Source organism: Hydrogenophaga luteola, from assembly GCF_042648585.1.
Classification (GTDB): Bacteria; Pseudomonadota; Gammaproteobacteria; order Burkholderiales; family Burkholderiaceae_C; genus Hydrogenophaga; species Hydrogenophaga luteola.
Genome location: NZ_JBHRXX010000001.1, coordinates 380,440 through 401,488 on the forward strand (window position 1 = coordinate 380,440; position 21,049 = coordinate 401,488).

The 21,049-nt window shown below is 68.6% G+C and carries 17 protein-coding genes; 13 read left to right on the top strand and 4 right to left on the bottom strand.

Translation table 11 applies throughout. The features are described from left to right. Nucleotides 1–2: 2 nt before the first annotated feature. The gene (locus ACFOPI_RS01785; protein WP_382170142.1) at nucleotides 3–1,313 is read left to right on the top strand and encodes an NAD(P)/FAD-dependent oxidoreductase; all 1,311 of its coding nucleotides are present in this window, start codon (nucleotides 3–5) and stop codon (nucleotides 1,311–1,313) included. Between the two features lie 7 nt (nucleotides 1,314–1,320). On the opposite strand, the gene ACFOPI_RS01790 is transcribed toward ACFOPI_RS01785, so the two are convergent. Together ACFOPI_RS01790 and ACFOPI_RS01795 are read right to left on the bottom strand one after the other, a co-directional pair. Further along, on the bottom strand, nucleotides 1,321–2,421 hold the full coding sequence (locus ACFOPI_RS01790; RefSeq protein WP_382170144.1) for a beta/gamma crystallin-related protein: 1,101 nt from the start codon (nucleotides 2,419–2,421) through the stop codon (nucleotides 1,321–1,323). A gap of 429 nt (nucleotides 2,422–2,850) precedes the next feature. Beyond that, nucleotides 2,851–3,081: a hypothetical protein gene (locus ACFOPI_RS01795; protein ID WP_382170146.1), complete on the bottom strand. Its 231-nt coding sequence runs from the start codon at nucleotides 3,079–3,081 to the stop codon at nucleotides 2,851–2,853. Between the two features lie 308 nt (nucleotides 3,082–3,389). On the opposite strand from ACFOPI_RS01795, the gene ACFOPI_RS01800 reads away from it, so the two are divergent. The 3 genes from ACFOPI_RS01800 to ACFOPI_RS01810 all read left to right on the top strand — a co-directional run bounded on the left by ACFOPI_RS01800 (nucleotide 3,390) and on the right by ACFOPI_RS01810 (nucleotide 6,792). After that, entirely contained in the window at nucleotides 3,390–4,760 is a 1,371-nt protein-coding gene (locus ACFOPI_RS01800; RefSeq protein WP_382170147.1) for a sensor histidine kinase, read from the top strand. A 10-nt stretch (nucleotides 4,761–4,770) separates the two neighbouring features. Then, the gene (locus ACFOPI_RS01805) at nucleotides 4,771–6,171 is read left to right on the top strand and encodes a sigma-54-dependent transcriptional regulator (RefSeq protein WP_382170149.1); all 1,401 of its coding nucleotides are present in this window, start codon (nucleotides 4,771–4,773) and stop codon (nucleotides 6,169–6,171) included. 207 nt (nucleotides 6,172–6,378) lie between these two features. Then, a complete protein-coding gene (locus ACFOPI_RS01810; RefSeq protein ID WP_382170151.1) occupies nucleotides 6,379–6,792 on the top strand; it encodes a hypothetical protein in 414 nt (137 codons plus the stop codon). A gap of 22 nt (nucleotides 6,793–6,814) precedes the next feature. Here the strand turns inward: ACFOPI_RS01810 and pdxR are convergent, their stop codons facing one another. Next, nucleotides 6,815–8,308, bottom strand: coding sequence for a MocR-like pyridoxine biosynthesis transcription factor PdxR (gene pdxR, locus ACFOPI_RS01815; RefSeq protein ID WP_382170153.1), 1,494 nt, complete (start codon nucleotides 8,306–8,308; stop codon nucleotides 6,815–6,817). A 111-nt stretch (nucleotides 8,309–8,419) separates the two neighbouring features. Between pdxR and ACFOPI_RS01820 the strand changes: the two genes are divergently transcribed. From ACFOPI_RS01820 to ACFOPI_RS01850, 7 genes are all read left to right on the top strand, one after another. Further along, nucleotides 8,420–9,220, top strand: coding sequence for a gamma-glutamyl-gamma-aminobutyrate hydrolase family protein (locus ACFOPI_RS01820; protein WP_382170154.1), 801 nt, complete (start codon nucleotides 8,420–8,422; stop codon nucleotides 9,218–9,220). A 53-nt stretch (nucleotides 9,221–9,273) separates the two neighbouring features. Further along, on the top strand, nucleotides 9,274–10,647 hold the full coding sequence (locus tag ACFOPI_RS01825) for a glutamine synthetase family protein (RefSeq protein ID WP_382170156.1): 1,374 nt from the start codon (nucleotides 9,274–9,276) through the stop codon (nucleotides 10,645–10,647). 21 nt (nucleotides 10,648–10,668) lie between these two features. Then, entirely contained in the window at nucleotides 10,669–12,108 is a 1,440-nt protein-coding gene (locus ACFOPI_RS01830) for an aspartate aminotransferase family protein (protein ID WP_382170158.1), read from the top strand. 153 nt (nucleotides 12,109–12,261) lie between these two features. Then, nucleotides 12,262–13,443 (top strand): extracellular solute-binding protein, encoded by a 1,182-nt coding sequence (locus ACFOPI_RS01835; protein WP_382170159.1) that lies wholly within the window; start codon nucleotides 12,262–12,264, stop codon nucleotides 13,441–13,443. A gap of 98 nt (nucleotides 13,444–13,541) precedes the next feature. Next, the gene (locus tag ACFOPI_RS01840) at nucleotides 13,542–14,645 is read left to right on the top strand and encodes an ABC transporter ATP-binding protein (RefSeq protein WP_382170161.1); all 1,104 of its coding nucleotides are present in this window, start codon (nucleotides 13,542–13,544) and stop codon (nucleotides 14,643–14,645) included. A 22-nt stretch (nucleotides 14,646–14,667) separates the two neighbouring features. Continuing rightward, nucleotides 14,668–15,573, top strand: a complete 906-nt coding sequence (locus ACFOPI_RS01845) for an ABC transporter permease (protein ID WP_382170163.1) — start codon at nucleotides 14,668–14,670, stop codon at nucleotides 15,571–15,573. Then, nucleotides 15,573–16,427, top strand: a complete 855-nt coding sequence (locus ACFOPI_RS01850; RefSeq protein ID WP_382170165.1) for an ABC transporter permease — start codon at nucleotides 15,573–15,575, stop codon at nucleotides 16,425–16,427. Before ACFOPI_RS01845 ends, ACFOPI_RS01850 begins: the two co-directional genes overlap by 1 nt. Here ACFOPI_RS01850 and ACFOPI_RS01855 read toward each other — a convergent pair. Next, nucleotides 16,420–17,832: a reverse transcriptase family protein gene (locus ACFOPI_RS01855; protein ID WP_382170167.1), complete on the bottom strand. Its 1,413-nt coding sequence runs from the start codon at nucleotides 17,830–17,832 to the stop codon at nucleotides 16,420–16,422. The two genes, ACFOPI_RS01850 and ACFOPI_RS01855, sit on opposite strands and share 8 nt — an antisense overlap. A gap of 307 nt (nucleotides 17,833–18,139) precedes the next feature. Here ACFOPI_RS01855 and ACFOPI_RS01860 point away from each other — a divergent pair, with 307 nt between their 5' ends. Then, nucleotides 18,140–19,438 (top strand): hypothetical protein, encoded by a 1,299-nt coding sequence (locus ACFOPI_RS01860; protein ID WP_382170168.1) that lies wholly within the window; start codon nucleotides 18,140–18,142, stop codon nucleotides 19,436–19,438. A gap of 120 nt (nucleotides 19,439–19,558) precedes the next feature. Then, nucleotides 19,559–21,037, top strand: a complete 1,479-nt coding sequence (locus ACFOPI_RS01865; protein WP_382170170.1) for an aldehyde dehydrogenase — start codon at nucleotides 19,559–19,561, stop codon at nucleotides 21,035–21,037. Nucleotides 21,038–21,049: the final 12 nt, after the last annotated feature.

Here is a 21,049-nt window from a genome sequence, read left to right on the forward strand (position 1 = left end):
GCATGTTCGCCCGCTCGCTCACCGGTTCGGACACCCAGCTCAACCAGAAGAGCTACTACGAGGCCAGCGTGGTCCGGCCGACGGCGTGCGCGCCGCTGGAAGGCGCGGTCGAGGCCGACGTGGTGGTGGTGGGTGGCGGGTTTGCCGGGCTGTCGGCGGCGCTGGAACTGCGGCTGAAGGGGCTGAGTGTGGTGCTGCTGGAGGCGGACCGCATCGGCTCGGGCGCCAGTGGCCGCAACGGGGGCCAGGCCATCGTCGGCTACGCCAGCGGCCAGGGCCCGTTCGAGGAGCAGCTGGGCAAGGCGGATTCGCAGCGCGCCTGGGACCTGTCGGTCGAAGCGGTGGACCTGATCGAGCAGCGCATCGCCGCGCACGGCATCGCCTGCGACTGGCGGCGCGGCTACACCTACGTGGCCGACTCGGCGAAGAAGGCACGCGCGCTGCGTGAGGAATTCGAGGACCACAGCCGGCGCGGCGTGGTCTGCGACTGGGCCGAGGGCGCCGATGTGGCGCGCTTCATCCGCAGCCCGCGCTACGTGGCGGCGTTTCGCGAGAACACCTCGGGCCACCTGCATCCGCTGAAGTACGCGCTGGGCCTGGCGCAGGCCGCGCAGGCGGCGGGGGTGTGCATCCACGAACACTCGCCGGTGACCGGGCTGGAACGTGGCCGCACGCTGGTGGCGCGCACCGCCCGCGGCCAGGTGACAGCGAAGTTCGGCGTGCTGGCGGGCAACTGCATGCTGCCGGAGTTCGGGCCGGCAGTGGCGCCCGAGATCGCGCCGCGCATCATGCCGGTGGGCACCTACATCGTCGGCACCGCGCCGCTGGACCCGGCGCTGTGCGAGCGCCTGATCCCCGGCCGCGCGGCGGTCTGCGACAACAACTTCGTGCTCGACTACTTCCGCTTCAGCGCCGACCACCGGATGCTGTTCGGCGGCCGCGTGAGCTACACCACCATGACGCCGCCGGACCTGAAAGGCGTGATGGCGCGGCGCATGGGCGCAGTGTTCCCCGAGCTGAAGGATGTGCCGGTCGAGTACGTCTGGGGGGGCTTCGTCGACATCAGCATGAACCGCGCGCCCGATTTCGGGCGGCTGGGCGACAACCTCTACTACCTGCAGGGCTTCAGCGGCCACGGCGTGGCCCTCACCGGTCTGGCGGGCCAGATGGTGGCCGAGGCGGTGGCGGGGCAGGCCGGGCGCTTCGACCTGTTCGCGCGCCTGAAACACCACCGCTTCCCCGGCGGCCCGTTGCTGCGCACGCCCTCGCTGGCGCTGGGCATGCTCTGGCACCGGATGAAGGACGCGCTCTAGCCCGCGCTCATTCGCGCGGTTCGCCCCGTTCGTTCACAGTGATGCGCGGGCCCGGAGGGTGGGCCATCTGCACCCGGTGCTCCTGTCCGCGGAAGCTGTAGGACACGTCCCAGAACGCGGGCCGTGCGCCGCCGGGCACGTCGCGGCAGCGTTCCACGTCCTGCGTGACCGGCCGGCCGTCGCGGCCGATGTTCGCGCCGAGTGCGGCGCCGGCGATGACGCCGCCCACGGTGGCGATGTCCTTGCCGCTGCCGCCACCCACCTGGTGGCCGAGGACGCCGCCGATCAGCGCGCCCGCGAGGGCGGCCGGCACGTTGGCGTTGTCCTGCATCGACCCCAGCTGCTCGCGCTCGATCCAGCAGCGCTGGCCGGAGGTGGCCAGCACGGCGCGGACCGAGGACACCTCGGCCTCGTACAGGCGCTCACCGTCGCGGCGCCGGCTGTCGTACACCGCCACCGGCTCGGGCGCGTAACGGTCGTCGTCGACGCGGTTGTTCTGTGACACCGTGCGCGCCGAAGAGACACGATCGTTCAGGCCCATGGCGGCCAGCGAGGGGTAGCGCCCCGGGCGCAGCACCACACAGCGGCCTCGGTAGCGCGCGTCCTCACAGACCTCCCAGCGCGCACCGATCACCACCGCCGAGGTGGCGACATCGTTGAAGCCGTAGCGCTGGAAGCGGGCAACCGGGTCGGTGGTGGTGAAGGAGCGGCCTTCGAAGTCGCGGCGTTCGTAGAACGTGGCCTGCGCGGACAGCGGCAGCGGTGCGTAGCGGTCGTCGTCCACCCTCGCGTTGCGGGGGATGACCCGCGCGGACGAGACGCGGTCGTTCAGGCCCATGGCTTCGAGCGAAGGGTAGCGGCCCGGGCGCAGCACCACGCAGTCTCCGCGGAAGTTCCTGTCCTCACAGACCTCCCAGCGGTTGCCGGCGACCACCACGGAAGAGCTGCGGTCGTTGAAACCATAGCGTTCGAAGCGGTTGACCTGGTGGTCGGCCTGCATGGACCGGCCCCTGAAGTCGCTGTTCTCGTAGAAGGTGGCCTGTGCGGCGGCGGGCGCGGTGAACGCGATGCAGGCCAGGGCCAGCAGGAGGTTGGAAGGGGTATGCATGGCAGGTCTCCTTGTGGGGACTGCCATGCTGCGCCGACACGGCCACGCACTCTGTGCGCTGTCGTACAGGCCGTGTCACCCGGTGGCGCAGGCTCTCGTAGAGGTTGGCGCCGACGTGCACGATCACCGCGATCACGGTGACGTCGACCGTGGTCACGAAGCTGGCAAAGCGCGCGTGCGGGTTGGGTGCGGTGAAGCCCCAGACACAGCGCCTGCGACCAGTGGCAGACCCGCACGAAGCGGTCCCAGACGCGCACGTCTACTTCGACGATGGCGCCGGTGATCGGGTGGACGTAAACATCGACTTTGCGGCCCTGCTTGTCGGTGCCGGCCAGCAGAGGCATGGAAAGCAGGGGGTGCGCAGGCGCATGAAAGCTCCCGAAGAACGCAGGTGGTGTTGGAAAGAAGCCGGTCGCCGGATGGATGGCGTCAGCCCGTGCCGCCGATGCCGTACCAGCGCAGCGGCACGTCCCGCACATGCACGCAGGGCGCCAGCACCGGCGCGACCGGCCCTTCACCGCTGCGCGCGCCGGGGGCGCCCGGGTAGCGGCGGAGGGTGGCGGCGTCCGGCGTCTTGCGGGCCGGCACGCTCGGCCGGAAGGCCGGTGCCCGCGCGGGCACACCTTCCTGGAGCCGGGTCGTGTTCAGGGGCCGTGCCATGGTGGGTGTGCGGGGAGGCTGCTGGTGGTGGGGTGGGCGGACGGAACGGGTTTTGCAATCGTTGTGCCATCCCTGCGCCCACCCACCACCCCACGACCGAAGCGCTCCAGACCCATGAATCTGAACGAGTTTTCTCCTGCAAGGCGGTTGTTCCCCCCGGGCCGACCGGATGGCGGGACTGGGGCAAATGCCCCGTTTTCTGGGGGGTTCCGGGGGATTTGCCCCGCCGACCCGTGCGGCCGGCGGATGCCCGGTGCCTGCCTAGAATGGCTGGGCGCCGCTGTTGGCGCCGCCCCTGGGTGACCGCCGTGCCGCATTTCTCCGTCCGCTCGCTGTTCGCCCGGCCTCCGCTGTTCTGGACCCGGCGCTTTGCCGCCATCAGCCTGCTGTGCGTGGTGGCCAGTGCGCTCGCCAGCGCGACCCTGCTGTCCAAGTACGTGGCCGAACGCATGATCCGCCACAACGCCGAGCTGGCGCGCGACTTCGTCGGCAGCCTGATGCGCATGCACCAGGGCGATCAGTTCTTCGTCAACCGGCAGGACACGCGCGGCATCGAGTCGCTGTTCGTCGAGCTCTCGCGCATGCCGGGTCTGGGCCATGCGAATGTGTTCGACACCGGGCGGCGCGTGATCTGGTCGACCAATCCGAGCGCCATCGGCCAGGACGCGGGCGCCAACCACGAACTGGACGCGGCCCTGCGCGGCCGGCTGGAGGTCGAAAGCGAATTGCTGGAAACCTCGTCCTTCATCAAGCCCGAACACGCTTTCCTGCGCAACGACGCGCGCGATGCGATCGAGGTCTACATCCCGGTGCAGGGCCGCGACCCGAACGTGGTGGGCGTGATCGAGCTGTACATGCTGCCCGAGGGCCTGCTCAACGACGTGCACGAGATGACGCGCTTCGTCTGGATCGCCTGCGTGCTCAGCGGGCTGGTGACCTACCTCGCCCTGGTCTGGCTGGTGATGCAGGCCGACCGCCAGATCGCGCGGCAGCAGCGCACCATCGTCGCCAACGAGTCGCTGGCGGCCGTAGGCGACATGGCTTCGGCGGTGGCGCATGGCCTGCGCAACCCGCTGGGCGCCATCCGCTCCAGCGCCGAGCTGATCGCCATGGGGCCCGAGCGCGAGATGGCGGGCGACATCATGTCCGAGGTCGACCGCCTGCAGGGCTGGATCGCCAAGCTGCTGGCCTATGCGCAGCAGGGCGGCCGGGCGCTGGGGCCGGTGCGGCTGGACGAGATGCTCAACCACCTGGTCGGTCAGCATGCGGCGCGCATGGACCGCCAGGGCGTGACCGCGCATTGCGACTGGCCGGCGCAGCTGCCCCCCGCGCAGGCCGACGCGCCGGCGCTGGAGCAGGCGCTGGACAACCTGATCGCCAACGCCCTGGACGCCATGCCCCAGGGCGGCGAGTTGCGGCTGTCGGTGGAGCCGCGCGGACAGGGCCTGCGCGTGACCGTGGCCGACACCGGCGTGGGCATCTCCCCCGAAGACCTGGAACGGGTGTTCACCCCGTTCCACACCACCAAGCGCACCGGCCTTGGCGTGGGCCTGCCGCTGGCGCGCCGCAGCATCGAGCGTCTGGGCGGCAGCCTGCGGCTGGAGAGTGCGCCCGGTGCCGGCACCCGGGCGCTGCTGGACCTGCCGCTGAACCCCACACCATCTTCTGACCGCCCATGAGACACCTCCGATGAGCTACAGCGTATTGATCGTCGAAGACGAGCCGGTGCTGGCCCGCAACATGCTCCTGTACCTGGAGCGCCATGGCATCGCCTGCCAGACCGCCGCGAGCGGTGAAGAGGGGCTGGCGCTGCTGGACGAGGCCCGGCCCGACGTGGTGGTGCTGGACCACAACCTGCCGGGCCAGGACGGGCTGACCGTGCTGCGCCGCATGCGCGAGCGCGAGCCGCAGCTGCCGGTGGTGATGGCCACCGGCCATGGCAGCGAGCAGGTGGCGGTGGAGGCCATGAAGGCCGGCGCCTTTGACTACCTGATCAAGCCGGTGTCGCTGCACCAGCTCAAGCAGGTGCTGGACCGCGCGGTGCAGCAGCAGCGCCAGGCGCTGGAGCTGCAGCACCTGCGTGCGGGTGGCGTTGCCGCCGGTGCGCCCGCGGCCCAGGGCCTGTCGGCTCTGCTGGGCGAATCGCCGGCCATGCGCCAGCTGCGAGCGCGCCTGCAGCAGCTGGTGCAGGCCGAAGAACGGCTCAGCGAAGGGCGGTCCCCGGCGGTGCTGATCGGCGGCGAGACCGGCACCGGCAAGGAACTGGTGGCGCGCGCGCTGCATTTCGAGGGGCCGCGCCGCAGCGGACCGTTTGTGGAGATCAACTGCGCCAGCCTGCCGGCGCCGCTGGTCGAGAGCGAGCTATTCGGCCACGAGCGCGGCGCCTTCACCGACGCGCGCGAGCGCCGCATTGGCCTGGTGGAGGCCGCGCATGGCGGCACCCTGTTCCTGGACGAGGTGGGCGAGCTGGAACCGGCGACCCAGGCCAAGCTGCTCAAGCTGCTGGAAGACCACCAGGTGCGGCGGCTGGGCAGCGTGCGCGAACAGAACGTGGACGTGCGCGTGCTGGCGGCGACCAACCGGCCGCTGGAGGCCATGGTGCAGGCCGGGCAGTTCCGCGGCGACCTGTTCTACCGCCTGGGCATGCTGCGCATCGAACTGCCGCCGCTGCGCGAGCGCGAGGGCGACGTGGTGCTGCTGGCCGGGCGTTTTCTGGAGCGCGCGGCGCGCCGCTACGGAAAGGGCGCGCTGCGCTTCTCGGACGAGGCGCTGGAGCGCCTGGCGCGCCACCGCTGGCCGGGCAATGTGCGCGAGCTGGGCAACCTGGTCGAGCAGTGCGTGATCCTGGCCAGCGACGCGGTGATCGAGGCTGAGGACCTGCCGCTGCCGGTGATGCCGGCGGCCGACCTCGGGGCGCTGGTGCCAGAGGCCCTGCAGGAACAGCCGCCCAGCCTGCCCGAGGCCGAGCGGCGCCTGCTGCTGAGCGCGCTGGAGCGCAACCGCTGGAACGTGACCCAGGCCGCGCGGGCGCTGGGCATCTCGCGCGACACCCTGCGCTACCGGATCGACAAGTTCGGACTGCGTCCCTGATGGGGGTTGGGTGGGGCAGCTGACCCGGTGCGGGCCAGTTCCCCCGGCACCGAGGCTCTGGCCGGGAGCCCGGGAGTCCCGGAAAAGTCTTTGTAAATCAATTGGTTGTCAGCTTGTCGGTCAAGTTGGCACGGTGAGTGCTAAGTGTTGGGCGTGGGAAAATTTCCCACGTTTCAAGATGTTTCACACCCACCCAAGGAGAAAACCATGAACGCACGTCTGACTTCCACCCTGCTGGCTGCCATGTTCGCCACCGCTGGCTTCGCCGCACACGCCTCCACCGTGCAAACCCCGTCGTCCAGCCCGGCCGGCTTCTCCATCGACCTGGCCAAGCGTGGCGCGGACGATGCCGCTCGCGACCAGCGCCGTGGCCGCGGTGCCGATGATGGCGCCAACCACGCCCGCCGTGGCGCGGACGATGCCGCCGGCCACCAGCGCCGCGGTCGCGGTGCCGATGACGGTGCCAACCATGCCCGCCGTGGTGCGGACGATGCCGCCGGCCACCAGCGCCGCGGCCGTGGTGCCGATGATGGTGCCAACCACGCTCGCCGTGGTGCGGACGATGCTGCCGGCGACCAGCGCCGTGGCCGTGGTGCCGACGACGGCGCCAACCACGCCTGATGTCCGGGCTGGCCGGGGCCGTTCAGCCCTGGCTGGCCATGCTGCGCACAGCGGAGGCCAGGATCGGGCCGCAGCGTTCGATGCCGGCCAGCGGGGCGTAGCCGTAGCCGATCACCAGGCCCTGCAGGTCCTTCCGGGCCAGACAGTAGGCCGACAGCGGGCGCACGGTCAGCCCCTGCTGCGCGATGCGCTGCGCCAGCGCGCGGTCATCGGTCTGCACGGGCAGGCGCAGGCACAGGTGCAGGCCCTGTTCGGCACCGCTGATGAACGGGCCTTCCTGGCCGGCGGGGGCGAGTACCGGTTTGAGCGCTTCCAGCAGGCACTGGCGGCGCTCGCCGTAGCTCTGGCGCGCGCGGCGCAAGGCGCTGCTGAAGTGGCCCATCTCCATGAACTCGGCCAGTGCCGCCTGCAGCGGCATCTGGCCGGGGCGGTTGAGGTCGTAGTGGGCCTGGCGGAACGAGGCGACCAGGGCCTTGGGCACCACCAGATAGCCCAGCTTGATGCCAGGGTAGAGCACCTTGGAGAAGGTGCCCATGTAGAGCACGCGGCCGTCGGTGTCCAGGCCTTCGAGGCTGGAGATCGGCGGGCCGGAGAAGCGGTACTCGCTGTCGTAGTCGTCTTCGAGCACCCAGGCGTTGTGGGTGCGCGCGGTGGACAGCAGCTGGTGGCGCCGCGGCAGGCTCATCACCGCGCCGCTGGGGTACTGGTGCGAGGGCGTGAGGTAGATCAGGCGCGGTGGCCTGGCGTCGTCGGCGGCGCTGGGACGGATGCCCTCGTCGTCCACCGGCACCGGGTGCAGGTCCAGACCGGTGGCCATGAAGGCCTTGACCGCGCCCCAGTAGGCCGGGTCTTCCACCCAGACCGTGTCGCCGTGGTCGGCCAGCAGGCGGGCGCAGAGTTCGAGCGACTGCTGGGTGCCAGTGGTGACGATGACCTGGTCGGCGTCCAGCTGCACGCTGCGGAAGACGCGCAGGTAGTCGGCGATGGCGCGGCGCAGCGGCGCGTAGCCGCCCGAGCTGTTGTAGTCCAGCATGTCCGGGTAGGTCATGCGCCAGTGTTTGTTCTGCAGCCGCTGCCAGAGCGTGAGCGGAAAGGCGTTGAAGTCGGGGATGCCGGGCGTGAAGGGCTGGACCTCCAGTTCGGTGGCGCAGAAGCGGGTGGCCAGGGCCTCGCCGCGCGCCGACAGGCGGGGCGTGGCGGCCGGCGGGCGGACCCCGGTGGCGCCGGGGTGGCGGCCGGACGCGGCGCGTGGCACGCTCTCGTTCACATAGGTGCCGCTGCCGACCCGGCTGACCAGGTAACCCTCGACCGAAAGCTGGTTGATGGCGGCCACCACGGTGTTGCGCGAAAGGTCCAGGTCCTGCGCCAGGTCGCGGCTGGAGGGCAGGCGTTCGCCCGGGCCGAGCTTGCCGTCGAGCATGGCGCGCCGCAGCGCCTCGTAGAGCTGGCGGTGCAGCGGCAGCGCGTCCTGGGCGCCCAGGCGGTGCATTTCGGCGAGGAGGAATTCGGACAGCATGCGGGTGTGGGCGGGCCATGACACCTGTCAAATGGCACCATCTTGTTTTAACAAATGGCCCTGATTGTGATCCAATTGCCTCGCCACAATCAAGTCTGGAGCTTCAAAGCCATGAATTCATCACCTTGCATGGTCTGGCTGCCGGCCGACCACCGCCTCATGGGCGACCACGGCCACCAGATGCCCTTCCTGCTGCTCGGCGACAAGTACGCCCGGGCCGTCAAGGTGGGGGCCGAGTGCCAGCCGGTCATGTTTCCGCTGGCCGACGCCGGGCAGATTCCCGAGCTGCTGCCGCTGGTCGACGGCGTGATGCTGACCGGCTCGCCGTCCAATGTGCACCCCTCGCATTTCGACGAAGACGTGGCCGACCCCAGCCTGCCGCTGGACCCGGTGCGCGACTCGCTGACGCTGGCCCTGATCAAGGCCTGCGTGCACGAGGGCGTGCCGCTGCTGGGCATCTGCCGCGGCTTCCAGGAGATCAACGTGGCCCTGGGCGGCACGCTGTTCCAGCGGGTGCACGAGGTGCCCGGCCGCGCGGACCACCGCGAGTCCAAGACCGCGCCGTTCGAGGAGCAGTACGCGCCCAGCCACCCGATCCGGCTGGCGCCGGGCAGCGTGTTCGAGACCTGGGCCGGCGGCCCTGAGGTGATGGTCAACTCGCTGCACGGCCAGGGCATCAACAAGCTCGCGCCCGGACTGGACGCGCTGGCCCACGCGCCCGACGGTCAGGTCGAGGCGGTGGCGGTGCAGGGCGCCCGCACCTTTGCCTACGCCGTGCAGTTCCACCCCGAGTGGCGCTGCTGGGAGAACCCCTTCTACACCGCCATCTTCCAGGCCTTCGGCAAGGCCTGCCGGCAGCGTCGCAGCCTGCGGCTGCAGGCCGCCGACCTGTCGCGACACACACCGGCCTGAGCCGTCGCGCAGACCCGCCCAGACAGAAATACCACAACGAGACAGATCACTTTATGAATCAGCCGAACACCACCCCCCAGACCTTCAACGACCTGGAGCAGTGGCTCAACCAGCACCGCGTGACCGAGGTCGAATGCCTCGTGCCCGACCTGACCGGCGTGGCCCGCGGCAAGATCCTGCCGCGCGAGAAGTTCACCGAAGACCGCGGCATGCGCCTGCCGCAGGGCATCGTGGCCATGGGCGTGACGGGCGAGTTCCCGGCCAGCGGCCCCTACTACGACGTGATCGAGCCGACCGACCGCGACATGCAGTTGCGGCCCGACCCGGCCACGGTGCGCATCGTGCCCTGGGCCACCGACCCCACCGCGCAGGTGATCCACGACTGCTTCGACCACACCGGCAAGCTGGTGCCGTTCGCGCCGCGCTCGGTGCTGCGCCACATCTGCGACCTCTACGCCGCCGAAGGCTGGGACCCGGTGATCGCGCCCGAGCTGGAGTTCTACCTGACCGCGCGCAACACCGACCCCAACACCCTGCTGCGCCCGCCGGTGGGCCGCAGCGGCCGCGCCGAAACCTCGCGCCAGGCGTATTCGATCGACGCGGTGAACGAGTTCGACCCGCTGTTCGAGGAGATCTACGACTACTGCGACAAGATGCAGCTGAACGTGGACACGCTGATCCACGAGATCGGCGCCGGCCAGATGGAGATCAACTTCTTCCACGCCCACCCGCTGGGCCTGGCCGACGAGGTGTTCTTCTTCAAGCGCACGGTGCGCGAGGCCGCGCTGCGCCACGACATGTACGCCACCTTCATGGCCAAGCCGATCGCCGGTGAGCCGGGCAGCGCCATGCACATCCACCAGAGCGTGGTGGACAAGAAGACCGGCAAGAACATCTTCAGCAAGGAAGATGGCAGCGCGTCCGACGCGTTCTTTCACTACATCGGTGGCCTGCAGCGCTACATCCCGGCCGCCATGGCGCTGGTGGCGCCCTATGTGAACAGCTACCGCCGCCTCTCGCGCCACACGGCGGCGCCGATCAACATCGAATGGGGCTATGACAACCGCACGGTGGGCATCCGTTCGCCCATTTCCAGCCCGGCCGCACGCCGCGTGGAGAACCGCGTGATCGGCGCCGACGCCAACCCCTATGTGGCGATGGCGATGACCCTGGCCTGCGGGTACCTCGGCATGAAGAACCAGATCAAGCCCAAGGCCGAGATGAAGGGCGACGCCTACCTCTCGCCCTACGCGCTGCCGCGCAGCCTGGGCGAGGCGCTGGACTGGCTGCGCCGCGAGACCGATCTGCACGAGGTGCTGGGCAAGGAGTTCGTGACCATCTACACCGAAATCAAGGAGCTGGAGTTCGAGGAGTTCATGAAGGTGATCTCACCCTGGGAACGCGAACACCTCCTGCTCCACGTCTGATCCGAAAGAAAGCGACACGCCATGAACACCTCCACCCTCATCGCCCCCCCCGCGCTCGTGCGCCGCGCCGAGCAGCAGGACACCAAGGCCATCCAGGCGCTGGACAGCGCGCACTACATCCACCCCTTCACCGACCACGGGGATCTGGCCACGCGCGGTGCGCGCGTGATGACCCACGCCGACAACATCTACGTCTGGGATTCCGAGGGCAAGAAGGTGCTCGACGGCATGAGCGGCCTGTGGTGCGTCAACGCTGGCTATGGCCGCAAGGAGCTGGCGGACGCGGCCTACCAGCAGATGATGACGCTGCCCTTCTACAACAGCTTCTTTCAGACCACCAACGTGCCGGCGGTGCAGCTGGCCACCAAGCTGGCGGCGTTGGCGCCCAAGGTGGGCGACCGTTCGTTCAACCACGTGTTCTTCAGCAGCAGCGGCAGCGAGAGCAACGACACCAACGTGCGCATGGCGCGCCGCTACTGGGACCTCATGGGCCAACCCCAGCGCAAGGTCATCATCAGCCGGAACAACGCCTACCACGGCAGCACCATGGCCGGCGCCTCGCTCGGCGGCATGAGCGGCATGCACGCGCAGGGCGACCTGCCGATCCCCAACATCACCCACATCGAGCAGCCGCACTACTGGGAGAACGCCCGCGGCGGCGAGACCCCGGCCGAGTTCGGCGTGCGCGCCGCGCGCTGGCTGGAAGAGAAGATCCTGGCCATCGGCCCCGACAAGGTGGCGGCCTTCATCGGCGAGCCGGTGCAGGGCGCGGGCGGCGTGATCATCCCGCCCGAAACCTACTGGCCCGAGATCCAGCGCATCGTCGACAAGTACGGCATCCTGCTGATCGCCGACGAGGTGATCTGCGCCTTCGGCCGCCTGGGCCACTGGTTCGCCTACGAGAAGTTCGGCATGAAGCCCGACCTGGTGACCTTCGCCAAGGGCGTGACCAGCGGCTACATCCCGCTGGGCGGCGTGATGGTGGGCAACCGCGTGGCGGACGTGCTGATCGCCAAGGGCGGCGAGTTCAACCACGGCTACACCTACAGCGGCCACCCGGTGGCCTGCGCGGTGGCGCTGGCCAACCTGGAGCTGATGGAGCGCGAGGGCCTGGTCGACCGGGTGAAGAACGACACCGGCCCCTACCTGGCCCAGCGCTTCGCCGAACTCAAGGACCACCCGCTGGTGGGCGAGGCCGAGACCTGCGGCTTCGTGGCCGGCTTGGTGCTGGTCAAGGACAAGGTCCAGCGCACCATGTTCGATCCCGACCTGGCGGTGGGCATGATCTGCCGCGGCCACTGTTTCAGGAACGGCCTGATCATGCGCGCCGTGGGCGACCGCATGATCATCGCGCCGCCGCTGGTCATGACCCGCGCGCAGATCGACGAGATGATGGGGCTGATCCGCCTCTGTCTGGACGCGACGCTGGACGATTTGCGCTCGCAAGGCCTGCTCGGCTGACCGTGTGCACGCGATTGTTTGTTACAGTAAAAGACGCCCCAGATTGGGGATAAAGTTGGTCTGCTATTTGCTTGTTCAACGCAAGCGTTGAAGCAGGGTGTCTGTACATCAACCGTTGGGATTCTTTCCCTCATACCTGGAGCGTTCCTCACCATGAAGAAGCAAGTCCTGGCCCTGGCCATCACAGCCGTCCTGCTGGCCGCCTGCGGCAAGAAGGAAGAGCCCGCGCCTGCGCCGGCCGCCCCGGTCGCCGCCGCCCCGGCGCCCGCCGCTGAACCCGCCAAGCCCGCCGGCCCGGTGTTCGACGACGAGAAGGTGCTGAACATCTACAACTGGCCCGACTACGTCCCCGAGGGCATGATCGCCGCCTTCGAGAAGGAAACCGGCATCAAGGTCAACTACGACACCTTCGAGACCAACGAAGCCCTGCACGCCAAGCTGGTGGCCGGCAACACCGGTTACGACATCGTCGTGCCCGGCACTGTGTTCGCCAAGGGCCAGATCGAAGGCGGTCTGCTGCAGCCCCTGAAGAAGGAACAGATCCCCAACCTGGCCAACATGGACCCGGCCATCATGTCCGTGCTGACCAAGGCCGACCCGGACAACAAGCACCTGGTGCCGTGGGCCTGGGGCTTCACCACCGTGGGCATCAACAAGACCAAAGCCGAGAAGGCCCTGGGCGGCATGGCCATGCCCGAGAACGCCTGGGACCTCGTGTTCAAGCCCGAGTACACCAGCAAGCTCAAGAGCTGCGGCATCGCCTACCTGGATTCGCCGACCGAAATCCTGCCCGTGGCGCTGCACTACATCGGCAAGGACGCCTACTCGAACGATCCGGCCGACTACAAGCTGGCGAACGAGATGCTGGCCAAGGTCCGCAAGGACGTGCGCCTGTTCAGCTCGACCATGATCGACGACATTGCCGGCGGCAAGGCCTGCGTGGCGATCGGCTGGTCCGGCGACATCAACCAGGCCGCCGCCCGCGCCAAGGAGAACGGCTCCAAGGACGTCATCGAAGCCCTGCTGCCCAGCACCGGCGCGCTGATCTTCTTTGACACCATGGCCGTGACCAAGGACGCCAAGCACCCGAACAACGCCGCCGCGTTCATCGACTTCTACCTGCGTCCTGAAAACGCCGCCGCCATGGCCAACGACATGGGCTACCCCACCGGCAACAAGGCGGGCATGGACAAGATCAACCCCGAGATCGCCGGCAACAAGACCATCTTTGTGGAGTCCGACTACTTCGCCAAGATGATCCCGCCCAGCAGCTTCACCAACGAGGCGCGTGAGGCGATGTCCAACGCTTACAACAGCTTCAAGAAGGGCAAGTAAGCACCACCGGCACCCAGGCATGGCCTGACACGGGCTGTTCGTACCCAGCGTATGAACAGCCCTTTTTGTTTCTGAATCACCAACAACGAGGGGTCACCATGGCAGCAGCCGGCACGCAAGAGGGCTATCTGGTCACGGAAAAACTGGTCAAGCGCTTCGACGAGGCGGTGGCCGTCGACGAGGTTTCGCTCTCCATCGGCAAGGGCGAGATCTTTGCCCTGCTCGGCAGTTCGGGCTGCGGCAAGTCGACGCTGCTGCGCATGCTCGCCGGCTTCGAGACCCCGACCAAGGGCCGCATCCTGCTCGGTGGCCAGGACGTGGCCAACATGCCGCCCTACGAGCGGCCGGTGAACATGATGTTCCAGAGCTACGCGCTGTTCCCGCACCTGAACATCTGGGAGAACGTGGCCTTCGGCCTGAAGCGCGAGGGCCTGCCGAAGGACGAGGTGGCCAAGCGCACCGACGAGATGCTGGGCCTGGTGCAGCTCACGCCGTATGCCAAGCGCAAGCCGCACCAGCTCTCGGGCGGCCAGCAGCAGCGCGTGGCGCTGGCGCGCAGCCTGGCCAAGAAGCCCAAGCTGTTGCTGCTCGATGAGCCGCTGGGCGCGCTGGACAAGAAGCTGCGCGAGCAGACCCAGTTCGAACTGGTGAACATCATCGAGAAGGTGGGTGTGACCGTGGTGATGGTGACGCACGACCAGGAAGAGGCCATGACCATGGCCAGCCGCATCGCCATCATGAGCAAGGGCCGCGTGCTGCAGGTGGGCACGCCCAAGCAGATCTACGAGTACCCGGGCAACCGCTTCGTGGCCGACTTCATCGGCAACGTCAACCTGTTCGACGGCAAGCTGACCCTGGACGAGACCGACCGTTGCGCGGTGGGCACGGCGATCGGCGAGGTGCATGTGGGCCACGGCATCAGCGGCTCCATCGACATGCCGGTGGCGGTGGCCGTGCGGCCGGAGAAGATCGAGATCGCCAAGGAGCGTCCGGCCCACATCAGCCACAACCTGTTCGCCGGGCGGGTCAAGGAGATCGGCTACTTCGGTTCGTACAACACCTACATCGTGGTCACGCCGCAGGGCACCAAGGTGAAGATCACTGAGCCCAACGGCTCGCGCCACGAACTGCTGGACATCACCTGGGAGGACGACGTGTTCTTCTGGTGGGACGACCTCGACGCCGTGGTCTTGCGCGACTGAACCCGAACCGAGGAGCACCACCATGGCGTCACCCCTTCCGGTTCCAGGCAAGCGCTTCGTCATCGGCCTGCCCTATGCCTGGCTGTTCGTTTTCTTCCTCCTGCCCTTCCTGATCCTGCTGTACATCAGCTTCGTCGACCAGGGCGAGAGCATCAACCCGTTCAAGCCGATCTGGGACCCGGTGACGGGCATCCTGAGCCTGAAGTACGAGAACTACTGGACCATCTTCCGCGACGGTGAAGGCGGCTCGCTGTTCCAGACCATCTACATCGAGGCCTACCTGCGCTCGATCTGGTACGCCCTGCTCACGGCCCTGCTGTGCCTGCTGATCGGCTACCCCTTCGCCTACTTCATCGCGCGCTCGTCGCCGGCGGTGCGGCCGGCGCTGCTGATGATGGTGATGCTGCCGTTCTGGACCTCGTTCCTGCTGCGCGTCTACGCCTGGAAGGGCATCCTGGCCGACCAAGGCGTGGTCAACAAGCTGCTGATGTTCCTGGGCATCACCAGCGAGCCGATCCAGATGCTCTACACCAATGTGTCGATGCTGGTGGGCATGACCTACGTCTACCTGCCGTTCATGATCCTGCCGCTCTACGCCAACCTGGTGAAGATGGACTTCCGCCTGCTCGAAGCGGCCTACGACCTGGGCACCACCCCGTTCAAGGCGTTCTGGCTGGTGACGGTGCCGCTGTCCAAGGCGGGCATCATCGCCGGCTTCATGCTGGTGTTCATTCCCGCGGTGGGCGAGTTCGTGATCCCCTCGCTGCTGGGCGGACCGGAGAACATCATGATCGGCCGCGTGGTCTGGGACGAGATGTTCACCAGCAACAACTGGCCGCGCGCCTCGGCGCTGGCGGTGGTGATGATTGCGCTGATCATCGTGCCCCTGGCGATCTACTACCACTACACGGCCGAGGAGAAGAAGTGATGAAACGGATTCTCGAAAAGCACTTCGGCAAGGCCTGGATGGCGCTGGTCTACCTGTTCCTGTACCTGCCGCTGTTCTTCATGATCGTGTTCAGCTTCAACAGCACCCGGCAGGACGCGAACTTCACCGGCTTCTCGCTGCGCTGGTACGAGGCGCTCACGCGCGACACCAAGATCGTGGAAGGCTTCTGGCTGTCGGTGAAGGTGGCGGCGGTCACGGGCGTGCTCTCGGCCGTGCTCGGCACCTTCGCCGCCTTCGTGCTGGTGCGCTACCGCAAGTTCCTTGGCCGCACCGTCTTCTCGGGCATGGTCAACGCGCCGCTGGTGATGCCGGAGGTGGTGATCGGCCTGTCGCTGCTGCTGCTGATGGTGGGCGCGCAGAACGTGTTCGGCTGGCCCGAACGCGGCATGCTGACCATCATCCTGGGCCACACCCTGCTGGGCATGGCCTACGGCATGGTGGTGATCCAGAGCCGGCTGATGGAAATGGACCGCCGCATCGAGGAAGCCGCGATGGACCTGGGTGCGCGCCCGCACCAGGTGTTCTTCCTGATCACGCTGCCCAACATCTTCCAGGGCATCCTGGCGGCCTTCCTGCTCTCGTTCACGCTCTCGTTCGACGACGTGGTGATCTCCGAATTCCTCTCCGGCCCCGGCGTTTCCACGCTGCCGCAGGTGATCTTCGGCTACGCCCGCCGAGGCATCAACCCGACCATCTACGCGGCCGCCACGCTGCTGATCACCACGGTGACCATCGTGATCATCGGCTACAGCGTCTGGGTGGCGCGCCAGACCCGCAGGCGCGAACGCGAGATCCAGGCCGCCACGCGGGCCGAGCTGGCGGCGATCAAGTAGGTTCCAGCCGCGCCAGCAGGGCCTGGAGCTTGGCCACCCGCGTGGGGACCAGGCTCTGGCAGGCCCAGGTCACCTGCCCCTGCAGACGGGCCCGCGTCGCCGGGTCCACCGGCCCCGACAGGCCGGCGCGGTGCAGTGCGGCGCGCAGGCGGTCGTAGTCCTCGCGTGGCAGGTTGGGTCGTTCATTGATGACCAGGCCGGTGACGCGCTGCTGCTGGTGGGCCCGCATCTGCCGCTGCTTGGCGGCATTCAGCGCAAAACCTTCGTCTTCGGCAATGGCCTGCACCCAGGCCTGCAGCGCGCGCGCCTCCTGGTACAGACCTTGTGGTCCGGAGAACACCAGGTCGTCGGCGTAGCGTGCGTAGACCGCCCCGAAGCGCCGGGCCAGGCCGTCGAGCCGCAGGTCCAGACCGAAGGCGCAGAGGTTGGCCAGTGCCGGCGAGGTCGGTGCGCCCTGCGGCAGATGCTGGCGGGCCAAGCGCTTGAGCGACATCGCATCCATGGACGGGGCGTCCTGCAGACGTTCCCGCACCATGGCCGGGGTGGTGGTCGTGCACAGGCGCGTGAGCATGCGCGCCACCGGCTCGGGGTAGCCCCAGGCGCGCCAGAAGGCCCGGATGCGAGCGGCGCCAATGCTGGGAAAGAAGTCCTGCAGGTCGAAGCGAATCACGCAGGCCTGGCCGGCGTGCAGCTGCGCGAAGCTGTGCACGTTGCGGCCGCGCACGAAGCCGTGTGCGGCCTCGTGGGCAGGGATCTGCGACAGCCAGCCGTCGAGCAGCCGGCGCTGCGCCTGGCGCAGATCGGGGCGGGGCACCTCCAGCAGCCGCAGGCCACCGCTGCGCTTGGGCAGCAGCAGGTGGCGGTAGTGCGGCGCGATCCGGCGGTGCGGCCGGTCGTGGTCTTCGCGCCAGTCCACCGACGGGTGGGTCAGCCAGCGCAGCCGCTGCGGCGCGACGCCCAGCCAGTCGGCCCAGGCGTCTGCGGTCGGCAGATCGGGGCGTTCGGTGGCGGGCAGGCCCGCGGCCGGCAGCGCGGTCTGTGCAGGGCGCAGCAGCCAGTGCCGCACGCGCCAAGTCGACGGCGGGCGGTCGTCCCACAGAGCGTTGATGGCCGGCTCCGCGAGATCGTCGTCTTCGTCGGCCCCTGCCTCGTCGCCATCAAGGCGCTCAGAAAGAAACCGCGCCAGGCTGTCCAGCGTGTCGATGAAGCCGTGCCGCTGCCACCGCAACGCCACTGCGTCCGCCAGGGCCACCAGCCAGGGCGGCGGCGTGTCTTTGCACCCCAGGCACACACAGGCCCGGGCCAGCAGGGCGGGTGCGGCCGACCCACCCGGGTGCCGATGGTCGGCCAGCATCGCGTGGGCCAATCCCAAGGAGATTCCCAGACGGTGGTGCAGGGCGGTCATGCGGGGTGTGCGGTGGGTGGGATGGACCTGGTGCGTCAACCAGCCGGTCGGGTGCGATCTGACCTGCGCCAGCGGCGCAGGGTGCGATCACGCGCCGTGTGTGCCAACCATCAGATGTCGCCATGGGGATGCCCCACAGCCCGAAAACCATCGGTTTTCGATTGCGCTTGGCGCACCAGGGCCGCGGGCATTGTGGCAGACGGGTCGGGTCAGGGACCTCGGGTAAGCTGGCAGTTTTGTCGTTGCCGCGCGTTCGCGGACTTCGTTCCCGGTGTCGTACAAACATCCCCACTCTGTCCAGTTCGGTTTGCTGGCCCTGTTCCTGGTGCACGCCGTGATCCACCAGGCCGGCTTCCATGCCGTCTGGCTGGACCCGGACCAGCTGGTGGTGGCCGACCAGGCCGCCTGGATGGCGCGCGGCGAGTTCCACGAGCCCTTCTTCTACGGGCAGGCCTACCTGCTGCCCTTCGAGGCCTACCTGGCCGTGCCCGCGGTCTGGCTGGGCCTGGACCCTCTGGTGGCGGTCAAGGTGGTGGCGGCGCTGAGCTTCTACCTGCCCTGGGTGCTGACCGCCTGGTGGCTGGGCCGCGAGCGGCCCTGGGCGGCGCTGGTGGTGGCGGCGCTGTTCTTCGCGCTGCCGCTGGAGTACACGCTGGCCGCGGCGCTGCCGCGCGGCTTCATCACCGGCATCGCGCTGGCCTGGCTGGGCCTGGCCATGCTGCTGCGCCCGGCGGCGCCATCAGCGGGGGCGCAGATCGGCTGGGCGGCGCTGGTGGGGTTCTGCACCGGCTCGTACATGAGCAATGTGTTGATGCTGCCGGCCCTGGTGTTCCTGCCCGACCGGCGGCGCTGGCTGCTGGCCGGAGCCGGGTTGCTGCTGGGCTATGCGCTGTTCAAGGCGCTGGGCCTGTTCTACGTGTGGCACCCGGACCATGTGGTGCACCGTTTCCCCGACCTGTTCTTCCGGCCCGGCTACCTGCTGGGCAACCTGCAGAACCCCGACGTCGTGGTGGCGCTGGGTGGCCTGCTGCTGCTGGGGCTGAGCGCCTGGGCGCTGGTGCTCCGGGCCGAGCGGCGCGAACCGGCGTCGCTGGCGGGGCCGGACGCCTGGCGCTGGGCGCTGGGCGGCGCGGGCCTGCTGCTGCTGATCGCGCTGATGGTGGGCAACAACAAGTTCGCCGAATACAACGCCGGCTCACCCTTCTTCTCGCTCTACCGGATGATGCTGCCGCTGCCTTTGCTGGCGCTGCTGGTTCTTGCGCGCTGGGCGCCGACCGGGCAGGCCTGGCAGGTGCCGCTGTGGGGCGGCCTGGCGCTGGTGGTGGCGCTGGCCGGGGCGCAGCTGGGGCGCTTTGCCATGGGACAGGAGCGCTTCATCGAGGCCGCGACCACGCTCGAACCCGTGACCCGTGACAAGGTGCGCCGCGTCTGCAAGCGGCTGGCGCAGGACTGGCGCCGCAGCGGCGAGCCGTATCTGGTGCTGCGCGGGCGCGACGACGTGCTGGCCTACGGCTGCCACGCGCTGTACGGGGTGCCGGTGGTGCAGAGCGACTACGAGCGGCGCACCTGGCTGCGGCGGCGGTTCGAGCGGGACGCGGCGCGGTGAACAGGCGCCCCGGGCGCCGCCGCTGAGTCCACTCGGGCCTTCCGGGTGTCGAAAGTGGACGCAACATTTCGTCGGATGTTGCCTTAGCATGGTGCCAATTCAATGTGGAGACCTGTGCCCATGTCCGACACCACCATCCCTTCCTTCGACGGCCGCGCCGTCATCAACGGTGAGCGCGTCGCCGCCCGCGACAGCCAGACCTTCGACTGCATTTCCCCGGTCGACGGCCGCCTGCTGACCCAGGTGGCCCGCTGCGGCCAGAGCGACATTGACGCCGCCGTGGCGGCCGCCCGTGCTGCCTTCGAAGACCGCCGCTGGGCCGGCAAGGCGCCCGCCGTGCGCAAGCGCGTGATGATCAAGTTCGCCGAGCTCATCCAGGCCAACGGCGACCTGCTGGCGCTCACGGAAACGCTGGACATGGGCAAGCCCGTCAAGTACGCCAAGGGCGTGGACGTGAACAGCGCGGCCAACTGTGTGCGCTGGTACGGCGAGGCGGTGGACAAGGTCTACGACGAGATCGCGCCCACGCCCGACACCGCGCTGGCCCTGATCACGCGCGAACCGGTGGGCGTGGTCGGCGTGATCGTGCCCTGGAACTACCCCATGATCATGGCCGCCTGGAAAATCGCGCCGGCCCTGGCCGCGGGCAACTCGGTGGTGCTCAAGCCCTCGGAAAAGAGCCCGCTGACCGCGCTCAAGCTGGCCGAGCTGGCGCTGGAAGCCGGCATCCCCGCGGGCGTGTTCAACGTGGTGACGGGCTACGGCCCTGAGGCCGGTTCGCCGCTGGCGCTGCACATGGACGTGGACTGCATCGCCTTCACCGGCAGCACGCGCGTGGGCAAGCAGATCCATGTGATGGCGGGGCAGAGCAACCTCAAGCGCGCCTGGACCGAGCTGGGCGGCAAGTCGCCCAACATCGTGTTCGCCGACTGTCCGGACCTGGACAAGGCCGTGGAGGCGTCGGTGGGCAGCATCTTCTTCAACCAGGGCGAGAGCTGCAACGCGCCCTCGCGCCTGTTTGTCGAGGCCTCGATCAAGGACGCCTTCCTTGAAAAGGCGCTGAAGCTGGTGCCGCAGTACCAGCCGGCCAACCCGCTGGACCAGAACACCGTGATGGGCGCCATCGTCGACCAGGTGCAGCTGGACAACGTGATGCGCTACATCGGCCTGGGTCAGAGCGAAGGCGCGAAGCTGCTGGCCGGTGGCGAACGTGTGGCCCCGGTGGCCGGCGGCTGCTACGTGCAGCCCACCATCTTCGACGGTGTGACCAACAGCATGACCATCGCACGCGAGGAGATCTTCGGCCCGGTGCTGTCGGTGCTCTCGTTCACCGACGCGGCCGACGTGGTGAAACAGGCCAACGCCAACATCTACGGCCTGCAGGCCGCGGTGTGGACGCGCGACATCAACAAGGCGCACGGCGTGGCGCGCGCGCTGCGCGCCGGCACGGTGCACGTGAACCAGTACGACGAGGACGACATCACCGTGCCCTTCGGTGGCTTCAAGCAGAGCGGGGTGGGGCGCGACAAGTCGCTGCACGCCTTCGACAAGTACACCGAGACGAAAACCACCTGGATTCGCATCGACAGCCCGATCTGAAGGAGACCCCCA

Excerpts from the sequence above, each read along its gene's own strand:
- ACFOPI_RS01785 (WP_382170142.1), top strand. The coding sequence starts at position 3 with ATGTTCGCCCGCTCGCTCACCGGTTCGGACACCCAGCTCAACCAGAAG.
- ACFOPI_RS01790 (WP_382170144.1), bottom strand. The coding sequence starts at position 2,421 with ATGCATACCCCTTCCAACCTCCTGCTGGCCCTGGCCTGCATCGCGTTC.
- ACFOPI_RS01795 (WP_382170146.1), bottom strand. The coding sequence starts at position 3,081 with ATGGCACGGCCCCTGAACACGACCCGGCTCCAGGAAGGTGTGCCCGCG.
- ACFOPI_RS01805 (WP_382170149.1), top strand. The coding sequence starts at position 4,771 with ATGAGCTACAGCGTATTGATCGTCGAAGACGAGCCGGTGCTGGCCCGC.
- ACFOPI_RS01810 (WP_382170151.1), top strand. The coding sequence starts at position 6,379 with ATGAACGCACGTCTGACTTCCACCCTGCTGGCTGCCATGTTCGCCACC.
- pdxR (WP_382170153.1), bottom strand. The coding sequence starts at position 8,308 with ATGCTGTCCGAATTCCTCCTCGCCGAAATGCACCGCCTGGGCGCCCAG.
- ACFOPI_RS01820 (WP_382170154.1), top strand. The coding sequence starts at position 8,420 with ATGAATTCATCACCTTGCATGGTCTGGCTGCCGGCCGACCACCGCCTC.
- ACFOPI_RS01825 (WP_382170156.1), top strand. The coding sequence starts at position 9,274 with ATGAATCAGCCGAACACCACCCCCCAGACCTTCAACGACCTGGAGCAG.
- ACFOPI_RS01830 (WP_382170158.1), top strand. The coding sequence starts at position 10,669 with ATGAACACCTCCACCCTCATCGCCCCCCCCGCGCTCGTGCGCCGCGCC.
- ACFOPI_RS01835 (WP_382170159.1), top strand. The coding sequence starts at position 12,262 with ATGAAGAAGCAAGTCCTGGCCCTGGCCATCACAGCCGTCCTGCTGGCC.
- ACFOPI_RS01840 (WP_382170161.1), top strand. The coding sequence starts at position 13,542 with ATGGCAGCAGCCGGCACGCAAGAGGGCTATCTGGTCACGGAAAAACTG.
- ACFOPI_RS01845 (WP_382170163.1), top strand. The coding sequence starts at position 14,668 with ATGGCGTCACCCCTTCCGGTTCCAGGCAAGCGCTTCGTCATCGGCCTG.
- ACFOPI_RS01850 (WP_382170165.1), top strand. The coding sequence starts at position 15,573 with ATGAAACGGATTCTCGAAAAGCACTTCGGCAAGGCCTGGATGGCGCTG.
- ACFOPI_RS01855 (WP_382170167.1), bottom strand. The coding sequence starts at position 17,832 with ATGACCGCCCTGCACCACCGTCTGGGAATCTCCTTGGGATTGGCCCAC.
- ACFOPI_RS01865 (WP_382170170.1), top strand. The coding sequence starts at position 19,559 with ATGTCCGACACCACCATCCCTTCCTTCGACGGCCGCGCCGTCATCAAC.